The sequence below is a fragment of the Sphingomonas sp. RB1R13 genome, assembly GCF_036663775.1.
Classification (GTDB): domain Bacteria; phylum Pseudomonadota; class Alphaproteobacteria; order Sphingomonadales; family Sphingomonadaceae; genus Sphingomicrobium.
The window spans coordinates 839,395-857,620 of the sequence record NZ_JAXOJM010000001.1 but is presented as its reverse complement, the minus strand read 5'-3'; the positions used below and the strand labels follow the sequence as shown (position 1 = coordinate 857,620).

Below are 18,226 nucleotides of genomic sequence, written 5' to 3'. Positions count from 1 at the left end.
GACTTTCGCGCAGGGCACTGGCCATGTTGAGCATGGATTATATCAAGCGCGAGCGGGCGCAGGTCGAGCGGGCGGTTCGGGACAAGGGGGTCTCGGTCGACCTCGATGCGCTGCTGCGTTTTGAGGAGGAGGTGCGCGGGGCCAAGACCGAGATCGATGTGCTTCGGGCGGAGCGCAATGCGATCAGCGCGAGCTTCAAGGATGCCGCGCCAGGGGACAGGGCGGCGCTGGGCGCGCGGGCCAAGGAAGCGGGCGCGCGGGCGAGTGCGATCGAGGAAGGGATTGGGGCAAAGGAGGCCGCGCTTCGGGGCATGATGCTGCGGCTGCCCGGGATCCCGTGGGAGGGGGCGCCGGTCGGGCCTGACGAGGACAGCAATGTCGTCATTCGAACCGAGGGAGTGCTGCCGACGTTCGACTTCGAACCGCTCGATCATGTCGCGCTGATCGAGCAGAATGATTGGGCCGAGCTGGCGCGGATTGTCCAGGTGTCGGGATCGCGGATGTATTGCCTCAAGGGGCGATTGGCGCTGCTCGAGACGATGCTGATGGGCTGGACGTTGCAGCAGGTCGCGGCAGCGGGGTTCACGCCGATCACCGTGCCGTCGCTGGCCAAATATTCGGCGTTCGTGGGGACGGGGCATTTCCCGGGGCATGAGGACGAGGCTTATGCCGTTCCGGCCGATGACCTGTACCTGGCGGGGACGGGGGAGATTGCGCTGACGTCGCTGCATTCGGGCGAGATACTGGATGGGGCGTCGCTGCCGATCGCCTATGCCGGGCTGTCGCCCTGTTTCCGGCGCGAGGCGGGGAGCGCGGGGCGCGATGTGCGCGGGCTGCTGCGGGTCCACCAGTTCCTGAAGGTCGAAGCCTATGTCATTTGCGAGAATGACGAAGCGGTGTCCGCGGCATGGCACGCCAAATTGCTGGGGCTGGCCGAGCATTTGCTGCGCGAATTGGAGATCCCCTATCAGGTGGTCGAGACATCGACCGGGGACATGGGGCTGGGCAAGTATCGGATGAACGACATCGAAAGCTGGGTGCCGAGCCTGGGCAAGTATCGCGAGACGCACAGTTGCTCGACGCTGCACGAGTGGCAGGCGCGGCGGGCGAATCTGCGGTATCGGGATGCCGAGGGGAAGGTGCGGTTTGCGCACACGCTCAACAATACCGCGCTGGCGAGCCCGCGCATTTTGGTGCCGCTGCTGGAAAATCACCAGATGGCCGATGGGCGGGTGCGGTTGCCCAAAGCGCTGCAGGCGATGATGGGGTCGGAGTTTCTTTGAGCGACGGGGCCGACGAGACAAACCCGCTTGATCCCGACGATCGGGCCCCCTCGGGCTGGCTGCGGTTCGGGGAGATTGCGTGGCATTTGCCGCGGCTGGTGGCGGGGCTTGGGCCGCTCGGGCCGAGGGGTCCGGAGCATGGGCCGCCGGCGCTGGTGCTGCCCGGGTTCCTGGCCGACGACCGCACGACGATGGAGCTTCGCCGGGCGCTGTCGCGGGGCGGGTGGCGGACCTATCCGTGGGAGCTGGGGACCAACAAGGGGGCGAAGGCCGACACGCTCGACAAGCTCGGGCGGCGGCTCGATGCGGTCCATGATCCGCGCAAGGTGCTGCTGGTCGGGTGGAGCCTGGGCGGGCTGTTCGCGCGCGAACTGGCGCGGACCCATCCCGACAAGGTGCGTGGCGTGGTGACGCTGGGGTCGCCGTTCTCGGGGGATTTGCGGACCAATACCAATGTCCGGCGGCTGTATGAATGGGTCGCGGGGCATCCGGTCGACCAGCCGCCCTTCCCCCGGATCACCGACAAGCCGCCGGTGCCGACGCTGGCTTTGTGGTCGCGGCGTGACGGGATCGTGTCGGTGCGATCGGCGCGGGGCCTTGCGGGGGAGGCGGACAAGGCGGTCGAGATCGACACCAGCCACATGGGGTTCGCGGTGTCGCGCCCGGTGCTCGAGCGGGTGGTGAAGGAGATTGCGGTGTTTCTGGAGGAGGTCGAGGGGAAGTAGCGACGGATGCGGGGACGTTTCCCGTTTCGCTTCGCTCGCGCTCCATCCCCTCCATTCCCCGAACAGGTTCGGGGAGGATTTTTAGGCCGTTGACTCCCTCCCCCTGACTCGCGGTACAAGAACAAAAGTAGAACATAGCGATGCGAGTCGATGGCGGCAGGATTTTCCCTGGTCGCTGGCGAAGGCAGTCTCATGCCGTCCGTGGGGACCACGGGCGGGGGGCGGAGCTTTGCGCCGGTTGGCGATGCGCCTCCTGATCGGGGGCAATGGAGCCTGCTGTCCGCGCTCCCCCGGCCCGAGGTTGCGACCCTGTCCGAGCTGTTCGTTGGCGGCGCTCGTAATGGCGGCGCGCGCGATGGCGGGGCGACGGGGTTCCTGCTGGCGCAACTGGGCCGGGCGCTGGCGGGGCGCGGGGGGCCGTTGCTGTGGGTGCAGGAGCGGATGGCGATCGTCGAGGGGGGACGGATCTATCCCCCGGGGATCAATGTCGCGGCGCTGATCCATGTCGAGGCGAAGGATGCGCGCGCGGCGCTGTGGGCGATGGAGGAGGGCTTACGATGTGCAGCGTTGGGCGGCGTGATCGGCGAGCTGTGGGGGGACCCGCGCGCGCTCGATTTCACCGCGTCCCGGCGGCTGGCGGTGGCGGCCGAGCGATCGGGGGTGCCGGCGTGGCTGGTGCGATTGGGGGGCAGTGCGAATTTGAGCGGGGCGCGGATGCGGTGGCGCGTGGGAAGCGCGCCGTCGGGGGAGAATGTGCTCGACCCAAGGGCGCCGGGGGCGGCGGCGTGGGACGCCGAGCTGTTCCGCGCGCGGGGAGTGGCGCCGGGGCGATGGGTGGTTAGCGATGAGCGCGGAGAAGCAAAAGGTGGAGCGGAGAATCCTGTCGGTATGGCTGCCGCGGCTGGCGATCGAGCGGTGGATGAAGGGCGCGAACAATGGGGGCGAAAGTGCGCCTGAGGTGGCGGTGGCGTTAGTGATCGAGGGGCCGCATGGGCAGATCATCTCGGCGGTGACCGATGCGGCGCGCGCGGGCGGGGCCAGGATCGGTGCGCGGCTGACCGATGCGCGCGCGCTGGAGCCGGGGCTGGTCGCGGTGGCGGCGGACGTGGCGGGGGATGCCGCATTGCTGGTGCGGCTGGCGCGCTGGGCGGGGCGCTGGTCGCCGCTGGTCGAGGTCGACGGGGCGGACGGAATCCGGATGGACGTGTCGGGGGTGGCGCATTTGTTCGGGGGCGAGGCGGGGCTGGTGGCGGATGTCGAGGGACGGTTTGCGAAGGCCGGGGTGACGGCGAGGTGCGCGGTGGCGGGGACGGCGGGGGCGGCGTGGGCGCTGGCGCGATATGCCTCTCCCGTGGGAGACGAAGGGGCCCGATCGACGCAGTCGAGTGGGAGGGTGAGGTCGGCGCGTCATCCTCACCCTTCCGCAGCCGTTGGCTGCTCCCTCCCTCTCCCAAGGGAGAGGGAAAGATTGTTTCCGCTGCCGGTGGCGGCGCTCAGACTTTCGGCGGCGGCTAACCATACGCTTAATCGGCTTGGATTGAAGACGATCGGGGCGCTGGTCGGGGTGCCGCGGCGGAGCCTGGCGCGGCGGTTTCGGGAGGCGGACAATCCGCTCGATGCGCTCGACCGGCTGATGGGGCGGACGCCCGAGCCGCTGACCGGGCTGGCCGACGAACCGCCGCCGCGCGCCGTGCTGCGGCTGGCCGAGCCGGTGGCCGACCCGGGGATATTGGCGAGCGCCTTGGCGCGGCTGGCGGATCCGCTGGCCGAGCAGCTGGCGGCGCGGCGGCTGGGGGCGCGGCGCGTGGCGCTGGTGGCGTGGCGGGTCGATGGCGAGGTGCGCGAGGTCGAGGCCGAGACATCGCTGCCGACGCGCGAGGCGGGGCACATTGTGCGGCTGCTGGCGGAAAAGGTGGCGGTGATCGACCCGGGCTATGGAATCGATGCGTTCGCGCTCGAGGCGCGGTGGTGCGAGCCGCTGGCGGCGGGGCAGGACGCGCTGATCGGCGAGCCGCCACGCGAGCTGGAACTGGCGCGGCTGATCGACCGGCTGGTGGTGCGGCTGGGCGCGATGCGGGTGCGGCGGCCGGCGGCGCGCGAGAGCCATGTGCCCGAGCGGGCGAGCGAGTGGGTGAGCGGGATTGATTCGTCATTGCGAGCGAAGCGAAGCAACCCAGCGGACCAAGGCCTGGATTGCTTCGCTTCGCTCGCAATGACGGGAGGGAGGAATGGCCCTGCGCGGCTGCTCGACCATCCTGAAGCGATCGGGGTGGTGTATGCGACGCCCGAGGGGGTGCCGCGGCGGTTTACGTGGCGGCGCGGCGTGCATGACATCGCGCGGGTCGAGGGGCCCGAGCGGATCGCGCCCGAGTGGTGGCGCGAGCCCCGGGGCACGCGGCTGCGCGATTATTACCGGGTCGAGGATGGTGCGGGGCGGCGATACTGGATCTTCCGCGAAGGGGTGATCGGCGACGGGCGCGGGGGCGCGCCGATGTGGTTTATGCACGGGTTGTTCGGGTGATGCGGCAATCGGACAGGGCGATCAGTGCCTGAATATACGGGCTTTGCGCGGCGCAAGCTGGTGATGGACGATGACGCGCCGCTGCCGGTCATCGCGCGGGCGGACTATGTCGAGCTGGGGGTGACGACGCCGTTTTCGTTCCTGCGCGGGGCGTCGGATGCGATCGAGCTGGTGCTGACGGCGCTCGACCTGGGGATGGATTCGCTGGGGGTGGCCGATCGCAACACGCTGGCGGGGGTGGTGCGGCTGCACAGCGCGGCCAAGGGAGCGGGATTGCGCCCGCTGATCGGGTGCCGGGTGGAGCCGGTGGATGCGCCGGCGCTGCTGGCTTACCCGCGGGATCGCGAGGCCTATGGGCGACTGTCGCGGATGTTGTCGCTCGGCAAGATGCGCAGCGCCAAGGCCGAGTGCGACCTGCTGCTGAGCGAGGTCGCGATGCACTCGGAAGGGATCGCGTTCATTGCGCTTCCGGGGGAGGATTTGCCCGCGTTCGAGGCGGCACTCCCGGCGATGGTCGCGGCGCTGCCGGGGCTGCGGCATGTCGCGGGGGTGAATCATTATCGGGGGGACGACCTCGCGCGGATCGAGCGCATCGACCGGATGGCGCGGGCCAATGGCTGCACGCTGCTGGCGACCAATGACGTTCATTATCACGCCCCCGAGCGGCGGCCGCTGCAGGATGTGATGAGCTGCATCCGCGAGAAGGTGACGCTGGCGGGGGCGGGCTATGTGCTTGAGGCCAATGCCGAGCGGCACCTGAAATCGCCCGCCGAGATGGCGCGGCTGTTTGCGCGCTGGCCACATGCGATTGCAGCGACGCGCGCGTTTGCCGATGCGCTGGATTTTAGCCTGGACGAATTGAAATATGAATATCCGCGCGAGAGCGTGCCCGAGGGGCGGACCCCGCAGGAGCAGCTGATATTGCTGACCTGGGCGGGGGCCGGGCGGCACTGGCCGGAAGGAGTGCCGGACAAGGTGGCGGGGCAGTTGCGCCACGAGCTGGCGCTGATCGAGAAGCTGGATTTCGCGCGCTATTTTTTGACGGTGCACGATATCGTCGCCTTCGCGCGGAGCCTGGATCCGCCGATCCTGTGCCAGGGGCGCGGGTCGGCGGCGAACAGCGCGGTGTGTTACTGCCTAGGGGTGACCGCGGTCGATCCGTCGACCAATTCATTGCTGTTCGAGCGGTTCATTTCGGAGGAGCGCAAGGAGCCGCCCGACATCGACGTCGACTTCGAGCATGAGCGGCGCGAGGAAGTGATCCAGCATATCTATCAGAAATATGGGCGGGATCGGGCGGGGATTGCGGCGACGGTGATCCATTACCGCCCGCGATCGGCAATCCGCGAAGTGGGCAAGGTGATGGGCCTGTCGGACGATGTGACCGCGGCGATCGCGGCGACTCACTGGGGCAGCATGGAGGCCGATATCGCCGAGGAGCGGGTCGGCGAGGCAGGGCTGGATTTCGCCGATCCGCACTTGCGGCGGGTGATCGCGCTGGCGAGCCAGCTGATCGGGATGCCGCGTCATTTGTCGCAGCATGTCGGCGGCTTCATCCTGACCGAGCGACCGCTGATCGAGACCGTGCCGGTCGGCAATGGGGCGATGGACGAGCGGACGTTCATCGAGTGGGACAAGGACGATATCGAGGAACTGGGGATCCTCAAGATCGACGTGCTGGCGCTGGGGATGCTGACCTGTGTGCGCAAGGCGTTCGATCTGATCGAGGCGCATCATGGGACAAGCTGGGAGCTGGCGACGGTGCCGCGCGAGGAGCCGGGGGTCTATGACATGCTGTGCAAGGGGGATTCGCTCGGCGTGTTCCAGGTCGAGAGCCGGGCGCAGATGAACATGCTGCCGAGGCTCCGCCCGCGCTGTTTCTATGATCTGGTGATCGAAGTAGCGATCGTCCGGCCGGGGCCGATCCAGGGGGATATGGTCCATCCGTTCCTGAAGCGGCGGCAGGGGCGCGAGCCGGTGACTTTCCCGTGCCCGGCGCCCGAGCATGGCGAGTGGGACGAGCTGGAAAAGATCCTCGGGCGGACGCTGGGCGTGCCGATCTTCCAGGAGCAGGCGATGAAGATCGCGCTCGATGCGGCCAAGTTCAGCCCGGCCGAGGCGAACCAGTTGCGGAAAGCGATGGCGACATTCCGGTCGCGCGGGACGATCGAATTGCTGCAGGGCAAGATGGTCGGGCGGATGGTCGAGCGGGGTTATGATCCCGATTTCGCCCAGCGCTGCTTCGACCAGATCAAGGGGTTTGGCGAATATGGCTTTCCCGAAAGCCACGCGGCGAGTTTCGCGCACCTGGTCTATGTGTCGAGTTGGCTGAAGTGGAAATATCCGGCGGTGTTCGCATGTGCGCTGCTCAACTCGCAGCCGATGGGATTTTATGCCCCGGCGCAGATCGTGCGCGATGCCAGGGAGCATGGGGTCGAGGTGCGCGCGGTCGATGTGAACCACAGCGAGTGGGATTCGACGCTTGAGGGGGGCGCCCTCCGCCTTGGCCTCAGGATGATCGACGGGATGCGGCTCGATGCGGGGACGCGGGTGGTGGGGGCGCGGGGGGACACGGCTTATGGCTCGGTCGAGGAGGTGAAGCGGCGCGCGGGGGTCAATGTCGCGGCGGTCGAGAAGCTGGCCGAGGCCGATGCGTTTCGGTCGATCGGGATCGACCGGCGCGGGGCGCTGTGGGATTCCAAGGCGCTGAAGGGAACTCCAGACCTGCCGCTGTTCGCGCATGCCGAGGCGCGCGACGAGGGGTGGGAAACCGAGGTGGTGCGATTGCCGACGATGCCGTTGGGCGAGCAGGTGGTGGCCGATTACCAGACGATCCGGCTGTCGCTGAAGGCGCATCCGATGCAGTTTTTGCGCGATCATTATGGGGCAAGAGGGTTCACCACGGCGGACCAGTTGCGCAGTCTGAAATATGGGCGGCGGGTGAGCCTTGCGGGGCTGGTGCTGATCCGCCAGCGGCCGGGGAGCGCCAAGGGGGTGTGCTTCATCACGCTGGAAGACGAGACCGGGATCGCCAATCTGGTGATCTGGCCCGATGCGTTCGCGGCGCAGCGCAAGATCGTGATGGGCGCGCGGCTGATGGTCGTCCACGGGATGGTCCAGCATGACGAGGCGGTGGTCCATGTCGTGGCGCGGACCCTGGAGGACGATACGGCGATGCTGCGGGCGATCAGCGAGGAAGCGATGCCGTCGACGCTGAGCGCGGGGGATGGCGGGGGGAGCTGGCGGGCTCCTGTTGGGACGCACCCGCGCAACGTCCAGTGCATCCCCAAGAGCCGCGATTTCCATTAAGAGCTGCCCAAGTCTTGCCATGTTGATGAACCAGGGGAAACCAGGGGCGACACCGCGGGTTAAGCATCGCGAAGGCAATGAGGCGCGCATGACCAAGACATCACTCACCGCCGCCGCGTTTTTCGCTGCGATTGCCCTTGCCGCCAGCCCGGCGATCGCCGGAGCGCCAATCGAGGGCAATTGGACCAATCCATCGGAAAATATCGTCGTCAAGATCGCGCCCTGCGGGGCGGCCCTGTGCGGTCATGCCATCTCGGCCAGCGCGCGCGCCAAGGGGAAGGCAATGAATTCGGGCTTCGGCAATATCCTCGGCGCGCCGCTGATGAAGGGCATGATGCCTGCCGGTGCGGCCAGGTGGAAGGGCACGGTGTTCGTCCCCGACCGCAATATCCATGCTCCGGGCACGATCCAGATGATCAATGCCGACCGCATCAAGGTCAGCGGTTGTGTATGGGGCTTGTTGTGCAAGGCCCAGGTGTGGAAGCGAGTCGGATGATGATCAAATTTGCAGTTGCCGGACTGGCGATGATGATGGCGGGGGCGGCCTCCGCAGCGGGCCCGATCGAGGGCAATTGGGTCAACCCGAGCCGCACGGTAACGGTCCATATCGGTCCGTGCGGGGCGCAATTGTGCGGGCGGGTGGTGGCGGCCAGTGCCAAGGCGCGCGACGATGCGGCGGCGGCGGGAACCGCGCGACTGATCGGAACGCGGCTGATGAGCGGGCTGGAATCGACCGGCGAAGGCGCGTGGCGGGCAGATATTTTCGTCCCCGATCGTAATCTTCATGCGCCGGGAGAATTGCGCCTGACCGGGCCGCGCACGCTGGATGTCCAGGGCTGCCTGGGCGGGCTGATCTGCAAGACGCAGACGTGGGTCAAGGTGGCGAGCTCGGTGAAGCGCAAGCATTAGGGGGAAGCCGGCCGGGGCACGCGCTTGCCCTTGGTGCGGCTGGTCAAGTGATAATGATCGCCGCGGTCGCAGCGATAGGGGCGAAGCGTGATCGTGGCGTCGGCGGCGGCGAGGTGCGCGGCGGCGGCGGTCGGATAGCGCGCCTTGCGGAGGCAGATGGCGAGACGGGTGTTCATCGCCTCCATCGAGAAGAAGCGGGAACCCGGGTCAAGCCCCGGGTAATGGTTAAGGGTTACGCATCCCTCCCCGCGACCACTCGCCGCACCGGGCCGGGGAGGCCGATCCAGTAGGCGAGTTCGGCGGGATCGGCGATGTCCCAGGCACACAGGTCGGCGGCCTTGCCCGGGGCAAGGCTACCGACGTCAGCGTCGATGCCCAGTGCGCGCGCAGCGTTGATGGTCATTCCGGCAAGGCACTCGTCGGGGGTCAGCCCGAACAAGGTCGCGGCCATGTTCATCGCCAGCGTGGGGGAGAGCAGGGGCGAGGTGCCGGGGTTGCAATCGGTCGCGATCGCCATCCTGACGCCATAGGCTCGGAGCAGATCGACCGGGGGCTTGCGGGTTTCCTGAAGGGCGTAAAAGGCGCCGGGGAGGAGGACGGCGATGGTCCCGGCGTCGGCCATGGCGGCGATGCCATCCTCGTCGACATGTTCGAGATGGTCGGCCGACAGTGCGTCATATTTGGCGGCGAGTGCGGCGCCCCCGCTGTTGCTGAGCTGTTCGGCGTGGAGCTTGACCTTGAGCCCGTGGGCGGTGGCGGCGTCGAACAGGCGGTCGGTTTCGGCCGGGGTGAAAGCGATGGTCTCGCAAAAAGCGTCGACCGCGGTGGCGAGCTTCAGCCGGGCAACCGCGGGGATGAGCTCGTCGATCACCTGGTCGACATATTCGTCGCGGCGGGCGGCATAGTCGGCGGGCAGGGCGTGGAGCGCCAGTAGGGTCGGCACGATCCGCACGGCCTCGGAGTTGCCCAGGGCGCGGGCCGTGTTGAGCATGCGGATCTCGCTCGCCGGATCGAGGCCATAGCCCGATTTGATCTCGACCGTGGTGCAGCCCCCGGCCATGAGCGCATGGAGGCGTTTGCGGGCCGAGGCGATGAGGTCAGTCGCGCCCGAGGCACGAGTGGCGGCGACGGTCGAGACGATCCCGCCCCCGGCGCGGGCAATGTCTTCGTAGGAAGCACCGGCGCGGCGCATGGCGTGCTCGGCCGAGCGATTACCGCCAAAGACGAGATGGGTGTGGCAGTCGATCAGGCCCGGAGTGACCCATGCACCGTTCAACGGCACGACCTCCGCCGCGCGGAAGCCGGCGAGTTCGGTGCGCTTGCCGACGCGGACGATACGACCGTCCTGGACCCCGATCGCGGCGTCGCGCTGGACCCCCATCGGGTTGCCGTTGGCGTGAACCATGGTGACGGCATGGCAGTCGACGAAGAGGCGGTCCCACATGGTGGTCGGCCTTAGAGACTGATCGGTGGCGGTGGAAGCGGCGTGCGGTCGCCACCAGCGTCGATCCGGCCCGTCACCGGGTCAGGCCGCCGCGACGGTGTCGAGGAGCAATTGCGAATCGACCGGCTTGGCGAGGATTTCGGCCTTGCCGTTGAGTGCGGCATCAATCGCGGCGCTGTCCGAATAGCCGCTGACGAAGACGATGCGCTGGGTCGGGCGCTGTTCGAGGAGGTGACCGGCAAGCTGGGCGCCGTTCATTCCGGGCATGGCGAAATCGAGCAGGACGAGGTCATATTCGCGATCCTTGAAGGCGGCGAGCGCGGCCTCGCCCCCGGGGACGGCAGTGACCTGGTGCCCGGCGTTGCACAGCATGTCCTCGATCGCGGTGCGGACGACTTCGTCATCGTCGACCAGCAGGATCATCTTGCGGGCGGGGACCGGGACCGGTTGGCTGGTCACGGTGGAGAGTGTCGCGGTGGCGTTGGCGGCTGGCAACTGGCCAGTCAGTGGCAGATGGATGGTGACGGTGGTGCCGCGCCCGACCATGCTGTCGATGACGAGGTCGCCGCCCGCCGCCTGCGCGACGCCATAGGCCATCGACAGGCCGAGCCCGGTACCGCTGCCCGGACCCTTGGTGGTGAAGAAGGGCTCGAGCGCGCGCTCGGCGACATCGGGGGTCATGCCCGTGCCATGGTCGGTGACGCGGATCGCAACCATCGCCACGCCACGCTCGACCGCGATGTCGACCGTGCCGCCGTCGGGCATCGCGTCGCGGGCGTTGACCGCAAGGTTGAGGACGGCGAGCTCGAGCTGGGTGGCGTCGGTTTCGACCGGGCAGGTGCCGGGGTCCGCAGTGATCCTGAGGTCGATGGCGGGGCCGACCGACTGGCGAAGGAGCGGGTCCATCGCGCCGACGAGCGCGGCGGCGTCGATCACCCGCGCCTCAATTCGCTGGCTGCGCGAGAAGGTCAGCAATTGCCCGGTGAGGCGGCGCCCGCGGTCGACGGCCTGCAGCGCATTGCCCGACCAGCGCGCGATCTTGTCGGGGTCGGGGGTGCCGGCGCGACCGGCGATGAGCTCGAGATTGCCGGCGATCGCCTGGAGGAGATTATTGAAATCATGCGCGATGCCGCCGGTGAGCTGGCCGAGTGCCTCGATCTTCTTGGCCTGGACGAGCGCATCCTCGGCATGCTGGCGTTGGGCGGCTTCCTCGCGCACCCGGTCGAGCGCGTCGTCGCGCTCGGCGACCATGACCGCCAGATTCTCGTTGGCGGTCTGGAGCTGGCTGGGGGAGGGCAAGGCGAGCAGGCGCGGGATCAGCGGCCACAGGATGATCGCGGTCGGGATCGAGGCGGCGGCGGTGATCGCCTTGACCACCGCCTCGATGCCGTAATCGCCGTGCCACAAATTCCACACCGACAGGATGTGCGTCATCCCGCAGGCCAGGATGAACACCGCGAACAGCATGAATATCCACGAGAATTCCAGATCCTTGCGGCGGCGGATCAGGCTGACGAGGGCAAGCGGGATCGAGAAATACGCGGCGGCGATGAGCAGGTCGGAGACGACATGGGTCCAGATCAGCCCGGGATTCCACAGCAGGCAATAGCCATGGGGTTCATAGCTGCCGTCGAAAAACGGCTTGAGCATATCGTGCATGGCGCCCCTCTTGCCGGGCAGTCGTTGCTGCCCCGGAAAAGTGACTAATATTTCACCGCGGTCAATTCCAGTGCGTTTTGGAGCAACCTAGATTCCGGCATACCATTGGTATCCAGCGACATCCTCCCAATAGCCGCCCTTGCCCCCGAACAGGCCGGACAAGCTGGCGACGGCTTCGATGCGCATGACATATTTGGCCTGCTTGTAGCCCAGCTGGCGCTCGACGCGGAGCCGGACGGGGGCGCCGTGAGGGACCGCCAGAGGAGTGCCGTTCATTCCCCAGGCAAGGATCGTCTGGGGATGGAAGGCGTCGATCAGGTCGATCGATTCATAATAAGGCGCGCCGCCGCTGTCGTCGGCACAGTGGAAGACGATGAAGCGGGCGTTGGTCGAGAGGCCGGCCTGTTGCAGGAGAAGGCGCAAGGGGGTGCCGGTCCACTGGCCGATCGCGCTCCATCCCTCGACGCAGTCGTGGCGAGTGATCTGGGTGCGGTGAGGGGCGGCGCGAAGCTGGGCGAGGGAGAGTGACAGCGGGCGCGCGACGAGGCCGTCGACGGCGAGCCGCCAGTCGGCGAAGTTTCCCGCGACATGGGATGCGTAATCGGCCGAGCCGGGCATGGTGTTGCCGTTGGTACGGAAGGTCGGGGACATTTGTGCTGCTGCAAATTCAGGGGCGAGCGCGGCGCGGTCGGTGACCAGCCGCTGGGCCGAGAAGGTCGCATCCTCGCCGAGGCTGAGCAGCTTGCGGACGTTGGGCGAGGCGTCGATCCGGTCGCAGCCGGCGATGACGAGGCCGCCTATCCCGGCGAAGAGGGTGCGGCGGGTGACGATCATGGCGTGACCTCCGCGACCGGTTCGGGCGCGGGATCGGGGGGCACGCGATACCAGCCCGAGATCATCGAGCGCACTTCGTTCAACGGTCCGGCGAGGATGACCATGACGAGATGGACGATGATGAAGGCGGCGAGGCCCATCGCGCAGATGAAGTGGATCGATCGCGCCGATTGCCGCCCGCCAAACAGGTCGAGCAGCCACGGCCAGGCGGCGTTAAGCCCCGGCGACATGGTTATTCCGGTGAGGATCACCCCGGGGATGAACAGGAAAATCACCGCGCAATAGGAAAGTTTCTGGAGGATATTATAGCGCGTCGCGGCCTGACCAGTGGGAAAGCGGAGGCGGGCGTGCTGGCTGATGTCGTGGGCGATGTTGGCGGGCGCGATTTCGGCGCGGGTCGGCCACAGGTCGCGCTTGTGGCGCCCCCACAGCGTCCAGCCGAGGAACAGGATTCCGGGGACGACGAGGATCCACGCAAAGGCAAAATGCCACTGGCGCGACCCGGCGAGGTCGTAGTGGGTGGGGATGGTGAAGAGCGGATTGACGGTATAGGCGCGGCCATCCTTGATCACCCCGAAAATGCCCAGCCCGGGGAGGGTCAGCGGGCCGACACGGACGTGACCGGGCGATATCTCGAACCAGGCGGAGTCGCTGTTGGCGCCGTATTTGCCCCAATAGAGGCGCGGGTGGGCCGAAAGGATCATCAGCCCGCTCATCAGCATGACGATGACCGACAGCGCGTTGGTCCAGTGCCACAGGCGGGTGGGAAGGCGGTGACGGTAGGTGCGGGTGTCGGCCATGGGCTGTGACTATCTCGTAAAGAGGGGCGGTGGGCAATGGTCCTCAAGCGAAGTACGTGTGGCGCTTGACGGAGGTTACATGATCGGGCTGGTGGCGACGTTTTTCCTGACGGCATTGCTGTACGCCTCGGTCGGTTTCGGCGGGGGATCGACCTATAATGCGCTGCTGGTGCTCGGCGGCGTAGATTATCGCGCGATCCCGGTGATTGCGCTGTTGTGCAATTTGATCGTGACGAGCTTTGGCAGCTGGCGCTTTGCGCGGGCGGGAGAGATCGAGTGGCGACGAGCGTGGCCGCTGTTCACCTTGTCGGTGCCGCTGGCGTGGGTCGGCGGGCGGATCGTGGTGCCGCAAATCTGGTTCGTGGGATTGCTTAGCGGATCGCTGATCGTGGCCGGGCTGGCGATGCTGTGGCGGCGCGAGGCCTTGCCCGAGGGCACGACGACGGGCGTGACGTGGCGCGAGCCGGTGATCGGCGGAGCGTTGGGATTGCTCGCCGGGATGGTCGGAATTGGCGGCGGGATTTTTCTCGCCCCCATCCTCCACCTGATGCGGTGGGGCGGGGCCAAGGCGATCGCGGGGACGTGCGCCCTGTTCATCCTGGTCAATTCGATTGCCGGGCTGGCGGGGCAGCTGGCCAAGTCGGGGGTGGCTACGGTCGGGGCGACGGTGACGGCGCACTGGATGCTGTTCCCGGCGGTGGCGATCGGCGGGCTGGCGGGGGCGGTGATCGGGGCGACGCGATTGAAGCCGCGCCATGTGGCGGTGGTGACTGCCGTGCTGGTGCTCTATGTCGGCGGGCAACTGGCGGTGCGCTTTGCCGGCATGCTATCGAGGACCGCATGATCGATCCCTTCGGCCGGCTTGTGACCTACCTGCGCCTGTCGGTGACCGACCGGTGCGACCTTCGCTGCACCTATTGCATGCCCGAGAAGATGCGGTTTTTGCCGCGTTCCGAAATATTGTCGATCGAGGAACTCGACCGGCTGGCGTCGGCGTTCGTGCGGCTGGGGGTGCGCAAGCTTCGCCTGACGGGGGGCGAGCCGCTGGTCCGGCGCGGGTTGATGACGCTGGTCGAGGGGCTGGCGCGGCACCTGGACAGCGGGGCGATCGACGAGCTGACGATGACGACCAACGGGACGAGATTGGCCGAGTTTGCGGGCGGCCTTGCGGCGGCGGGGGTGCGGCGGATCAATGTCTCGCTCGATCATCTCGATCCCGAGGAATATAAGCGGATCACGCGCGGCGGCGATGTGGCGAAGGTGATTGCCGGGATCGATGCGGCGATGGCGGCGGGGATTTCGATCAAGATCAATACGGTCGCGCTGGCACAGGACAATGCCGATCATCTGGTGACGCTGGCCGAGTGGGCGCACGCGCGCGGGGCCGAGCTGAGCCTGATCGAGGTCATGCCACTGGGGCAAGTCGAGGCCGATCGGATCGACCAGTATCTGCCGCTCAGCGTGGTGCGGGCGATGTTTGCGGAGCGCTGGACGCTGACCGACATGGCGCGGTCGACCGGGGGGCCGGCACGCTATGTGCGGACCGATGAGGGCGGGACGATCGGCTTCATCACGCCGCTGACGCATAATTTCTGTGGCGGGTGCAACCGGGTGCGGGTGACCGCGACGGGTCAGCTGTTCCTGTGCCTTGGCAATGACGCCGATGCCGACCTGCGCGGGCCGCTGAGGTCGGCGGGTGACGATGACGCGCTCGATGCAGCGATTGCCGAGGCGATGACCCGCAAGCCAGAGCGCCACTCGTTCGACCATGGCCAGAAGGCGCCGGCGGTGGCGCGGCACATGTCGATGACGGGGGGCTGATGCGGGTCGCTTATTATGGGCGGCTGGCCGAAGCTGCTGGGGTGCGGAGCGAGGTGATCGTGGATGCGCCTGCGACGGTCGCGGAATTGCGGGCGATGCTGGCGGCAAGGGGTGCCGGGATCGGTGATGCGGGCAAGGTGCGGGCGCTGGTTGATGATGTTCTGGTGGGCGAGGATCATGCGCTGGCCGGGGTCGCGGAAGTCGGGTTTTTGCCCCCGGTGAGTGGCGGATGATTTGTCCCGAGGCAATCGATCCGGCGGCTTTGCTGGTGCGCTTTTCGGAAGCGAACCGCGCGGCGGGGGCGGTCGTCAGCTTTACCGGCGTGGTGCGGGGGGGCGATGGTGTGGAGGCGATCGAGCTCGATCATCATGCGAGTTATTCGGCCAAGGTGATTGGTGCGATTGGAGACGAAGCCAAGGCGCGGTTCGACATATCCGACTGCCTGGTTGCGCACCGCGTCGGGCGGGTGGCGGCGGGGGAGCCGATCGTGTTCGTGGCCGCTGCCGCGACGCACCGCCGCGCGGCGTTCGAGGCGGTCGATTATTTGATGGATCGACTGAAGACCGAAGCGCCGCTGTGGAAGCGCGAAATCGGGGCCGATGGCGGGGGCAAGTGGATCGAGGCGCGCGGGGCCGATTGGGTCGATGCCGCGCGGTGGGGAGTGCAAGATGCCGATCGATGAAAGCCTTAGCTTCAGGCCGGTGCGGGTGGCAGTGCTGACGGTGTCGGATAGCCGGTCGCTGGCCGAGGACACGTCGGGCGAGATACTGGCGCAGCGGATCGTCGCGGCGGGGCATGAGCTGGGCGACCGGCGGCTGGTGCGCGACGATATCACCGAAATTCGCGCCGTGTTGGGCGAGTGGATCGACGATGGCGAAATGGATGCGGTGGTGACGACGGGGGGCACCGGGCTGACCGGGCGCGACGTCACCCCCGAGGCGGCGCGGCCGTTGTTTGACAAGGAAATCGACGGGTTTTCTGTCATCTTCCATATGGTCAGCTTCGGGACGGTGGGGCTGTCGACGCTCCAGTCACGAGCCTGCGCGGGGGTGGCGAAGGGGACCTTCATCTTCTGCCTTCCCGGGTCGAACGGGGCGGTCAAGGACGGCTGGGACAAGGTCATTTCGATGCAGTTGGATTCGCGGCATCGGCCGTGCAACCTGGTCGAGTTGATGCCGCGATTGCTCGAGCGATGAGCGGGCTGACCCACTTCGACGAGGCTGGCAAGCCGCGCATGGTCGACGTGTCGGGCAAGGCCGATACGGCGCGCGAGGCGGTGGCGCGGGGGCGGGTGCGATTGGCGGAGGCGACGCTGGCGCTGGTGACCGCAGGGAGGGTCGGCAAGGGCGACGTCATCGGGATCGCCGAGCTCGCCGGGATCATGGGGGCCAAGCGGACGGCCGAGCTGATCCCGCTGTGCCATCCGCTGGCGCTGAGTTCAGTAACCGTGCGGGTGACGGTCGCGGAGCCGGGGCTGCTGGTCGAGGCGACGGCGCGGACGACGGGACCGACCGGGGTCGAGATGGAGGCGCTGACGGCGGTCAGCGTGGCGTGCCTGACCATCTACGACATGCTCAAGGCGGCCGAGCGCGGGATCAGCATCGAGGCAATCGAACTGGTCGCGAAGTCGGGGGGCAAGTCGGGCGAGTGGCGGCGGGGATGATCAGCCTGGACGAGGCGCGGGAATTGCTGCTTGCGGGCGTAGGCGTGCTGGCGAGCGAACGCGTGGCGATCGGGGAGGCGGCGGGGCGGGTGCTGGCCGCCGATGTCGTTGCACCGCGCGACCAGCCGCCGAGCGCGGTGTCGGCGATGGATGGCTATGCGGTGGTTGCGGCGGCGGTCGGGGATACGCTGCGGGTGATCGGCGAGGCACCGGCGGGGGCGCCGTTCGCGGGTGTGGTGGGACCGGGCGAGGCAGTGCGGATTGCGACCGGCGGAGTGGTGCCCGAAGGCGCGACGCTGGTCGTGATCCAGGAACATGTCGAGTGCCAGGGCGATGGCATCATGGTTCGCGAGCTGTCGCAGGCAAATCACGTGCGGCCGACGGGCGGAGATTTCCGGAACGGCGCGGTGGTGGCGATTGCCGGTGACGTGCTGACGCCCGGGCGGATTGCGCTGGTCGCGGCGACGGGGGTTGCGGGAGTTGCGGTGGTGCGGCGGCCACGCGTGGCGATCATTGCCAGTGGGGATGAACTGCGCGCGCCGGGCTCGCGCGATGTGGGCGCGATCTTCGATTCGGGCGGTCCGGCGATTGCCGCGCTGGTCGAAGCATGGGGCGGGAAGCCGGTGCGGCTGCCGATCCTGCCGGATGATCGCGTGGCGCTTGATGCGGCGCTGGCGGGCGCGGATCTCGACGTCGATGTGATCGTGACTTTGGGCGGGGCATCGGTCGGGCATCGCGACCAGCTGCGCCCGGCGTTCGTGGGCCTGGGCGCGGTGATCGCGTTCGACAGGGTGGCGGTAATCCCGGGCAAGCCGACGTGGCATGCGCGCTTTGGCGACGGGCGGCTGCTGGTCGGGCTGCCGGGCAATCCGGCCTCGGCATTCGTCTGCGCACATCTGTTTGTGGCGCCGTTGCTGGCGGCGCTGACCGGGCGCGATCCCGGGCTACGGCTTGAAGTGGCTCGGCTGGGGCAAGCGATCGGCGCCAATGGCCTGCGCGAGGCATGGCTTCGCGGGCGGGTGGCGGTCGACGATGAAGGGCGGCGGATCGTGAGCGTCGACGCGCGCCAGGACAGTAGTTTGACGACCCCGCTGGCGGCCGCGAACGTGCTGGTGCGGCGCCTGCCTGACAGTCCGGCACTGGGCGTTGGCGACAAGGTTGAAACCCTCGCCATAGGCGCTTTCTGATCGGCTGATTCACGACCAGCCTCTATGGACGAGGCCCGCTGGCCGCTCTAACATGTGGGATCCCAAAATAC

19 protein-coding genes are annotated in these 18,226 nt (G+C 67.7%); 14 read left to right on the top strand and 5 right to left on the bottom strand.

Going from position 1 to position 18,226, the window contains the following annotated elements; translation table 11 throughout:
• Positions 1-32 precede the first annotated feature (32 nt).
• The 7 genes from serS to U1700_RS04025 all read left to right on the top strand — a co-directional run bounded on the left by serS (position 33) and on the right by U1700_RS04025 (position 8,747).
• Positions 33-1,283: a serine--tRNA ligase gene (serS, locus tag U1700_RS04055; protein ID WP_332750370.1), complete on the top strand. Its 1,251-nt coding sequence runs from the start codon at positions 33-35 to the stop codon at positions 1,281-1,283.
• Entirely contained in the window at positions 1,280-2,008 is a 729-nt protein-coding gene (locus U1700_RS04050; protein ID WP_332750369.1) for an alpha/beta fold hydrolase, read from the top strand. Before serS ends, U1700_RS04050 begins: the two co-directional genes overlap by 4 nt.
• Positions 2,009-2,200: 192 nt before the next feature.
• Complete coding sequence (locus tag U1700_RS04045) at positions 2,201-2,965, top strand: ImuA family protein (RefSeq protein ID WP_332750368.1); 765 nt, start codon at positions 2,201-2,203, stop codon at positions 2,963-2,965.
• Entirely contained in the window at positions 2,874-4,529 is a 1,656-nt protein-coding gene (locus tag U1700_RS04040) for a Y-family DNA polymerase (RefSeq protein ID WP_332750366.1), read from the top strand. Before U1700_RS04045 ends, U1700_RS04040 begins: the two co-directional genes overlap by 92 nt.
• Before the next feature lie 63 nt (positions 4,530-4,592).
• Positions 4,593-7,838 (top strand): error-prone DNA polymerase, encoded by a 3,246-nt coding sequence (locus U1700_RS04035; RefSeq protein WP_332751124.1) that lies wholly within the window; start codon positions 4,593-4,595, stop codon positions 7,836-7,838.
• 88 nt (positions 7,839-7,926) lie between these two features.
• The gene (locus U1700_RS04030) at positions 7,927-8,334 is read left to right on the top strand and encodes a DUF2147 domain-containing protein (protein WP_332750365.1); all 408 of its coding nucleotides are present in this window, start codon (positions 7,927-7,929) and stop codon (positions 8,332-8,334) included.
• A complete protein-coding gene (locus U1700_RS04025) occupies positions 8,331-8,747 on the top strand; it encodes a DUF2147 domain-containing protein (RefSeq protein WP_332750364.1) in 417 nt (138 codons plus the stop codon). The genes U1700_RS04030 and U1700_RS04025 overlap by 4 nt, the downstream gene beginning before the upstream one ends.
• On the opposite strand, the gene U1700_RS04020 is transcribed toward U1700_RS04025, so the two are convergent.
• The 5 genes from U1700_RS04020 to U1700_RS04000 all read right to left on the bottom strand — a co-directional run bounded on the left by U1700_RS04020 (position 8,744) and on the right by U1700_RS04000 (position 13,484).
• Positions 8,744-8,923: a hypothetical protein gene (locus U1700_RS04020; RefSeq protein ID WP_332750363.1), complete on the bottom strand. Its 180-nt coding sequence runs from the start codon at positions 8,921-8,923 to the stop codon at positions 8,744-8,746. The two genes, U1700_RS04025 and U1700_RS04020, sit on opposite strands and share 4 nt — an antisense overlap.
• Positions 8,924-8,979: 56 nt before the next feature.
• Positions 8,980-10,191, bottom strand: a complete 1,212-nt coding sequence (gene hutI, locus U1700_RS04015) for an imidazolonepropionase (RefSeq protein ID WP_332750362.1) — start codon at positions 10,189-10,191, stop codon at positions 8,980-8,982.
• An 81-nt stretch (positions 10,192-10,272) separates the two neighbouring features.
• Positions 10,273-11,850, bottom strand: a complete 1,578-nt coding sequence (locus U1700_RS04010) for an ATP-binding protein (protein ID WP_332750360.1) — start codon at positions 11,848-11,850, stop codon at positions 10,273-10,275.
• An 87-nt stretch (positions 11,851-11,937) separates the two neighbouring features.
• Complete coding sequence (locus U1700_RS04005; RefSeq protein WP_332750359.1) at positions 11,938-12,684, bottom strand: molybdopterin-binding protein; 747 nt, start codon at positions 12,682-12,684, stop codon at positions 11,938-11,940.
• Positions 12,681-13,484, bottom strand: coding sequence for a cytochrome b/b6 domain-containing protein (locus tag U1700_RS04000; protein WP_332750358.1), 804 nt, complete (start codon positions 13,482-13,484; stop codon positions 12,681-12,683). The genes U1700_RS04005 and U1700_RS04000 overlap by 4 nt, the downstream gene beginning before the upstream one ends.
• A gap of 79 nt (positions 13,485-13,563) precedes the next feature.
• Between U1700_RS04000 and U1700_RS03995 the strand changes: the two genes are divergently transcribed.
• The 7 genes from U1700_RS03995 to U1700_RS03965 are packed head-to-tail and all read left to right on the top strand — an operon-like array spanning position 13,564 to position 18,155.
• A complete protein-coding gene (locus U1700_RS03995; RefSeq protein ID WP_332750356.1) occupies positions 13,564-14,328 on the top strand; it encodes a sulfite exporter TauE/SafE family protein in 765 nt (254 codons plus the stop codon).
• The gene (gene moaA, locus U1700_RS03990) at positions 14,325-15,305 is read left to right on the top strand and encodes a GTP 3',8-cyclase MoaA (protein ID WP_332750354.1); all 981 of its coding nucleotides are present in this window, start codon (positions 14,325-14,327) and stop codon (positions 15,303-15,305) included. The genes U1700_RS03995 and moaA overlap by 4 nt, the downstream gene beginning before the upstream one ends.
• Positions 15,305-15,538 carry a MoaD/ThiS family protein gene (locus U1700_RS03985; RefSeq protein ID WP_332750352.1) on the top strand — a complete coding sequence of 78 codons (234 nt, stop codon included), beginning with the start codon at positions 15,305-15,307 and terminating at the stop codon, positions 15,536-15,538. The genes moaA and U1700_RS03985 overlap by 1 nt, the downstream gene beginning before the upstream one ends.
• Positions 15,535-15,987, top strand: coding sequence for a molybdenum cofactor biosynthesis protein MoaE (locus U1700_RS03980; RefSeq protein ID WP_332750350.1), 453 nt, complete (start codon positions 15,535-15,537; stop codon positions 15,985-15,987). The genes U1700_RS03985 and U1700_RS03980 overlap by 4 nt, the downstream gene beginning before the upstream one ends.
• Positions 15,974-16,501 (top strand): molybdenum cofactor biosynthesis protein B, encoded by a 528-nt coding sequence (gene moaB, locus U1700_RS03975; protein WP_332750348.1) that lies wholly within the window; start codon positions 15,974-15,976, stop codon positions 16,499-16,501. The genes U1700_RS03980 and moaB overlap by 14 nt, the downstream gene beginning before the upstream one ends.
• A complete protein-coding gene (gene moaC, locus U1700_RS03970) occupies positions 16,498-16,968 on the top strand; it encodes a cyclic pyranopterin monophosphate synthase MoaC (protein ID WP_332750346.1) in 471 nt (156 codons plus the stop codon). Before moaB ends, moaC begins: the two co-directional genes overlap by 4 nt.
• Positions 16,965-18,155, top strand: coding sequence for a molybdopterin molybdotransferase MoeA (locus tag U1700_RS03965; protein WP_332750344.1), 1,191 nt, complete (start codon positions 16,965-16,967; stop codon positions 18,153-18,155). Before moaC ends, U1700_RS03965 begins: the two co-directional genes overlap by 4 nt.
• Positions 18,156-18,226: the final 71 nt, after the last annotated feature.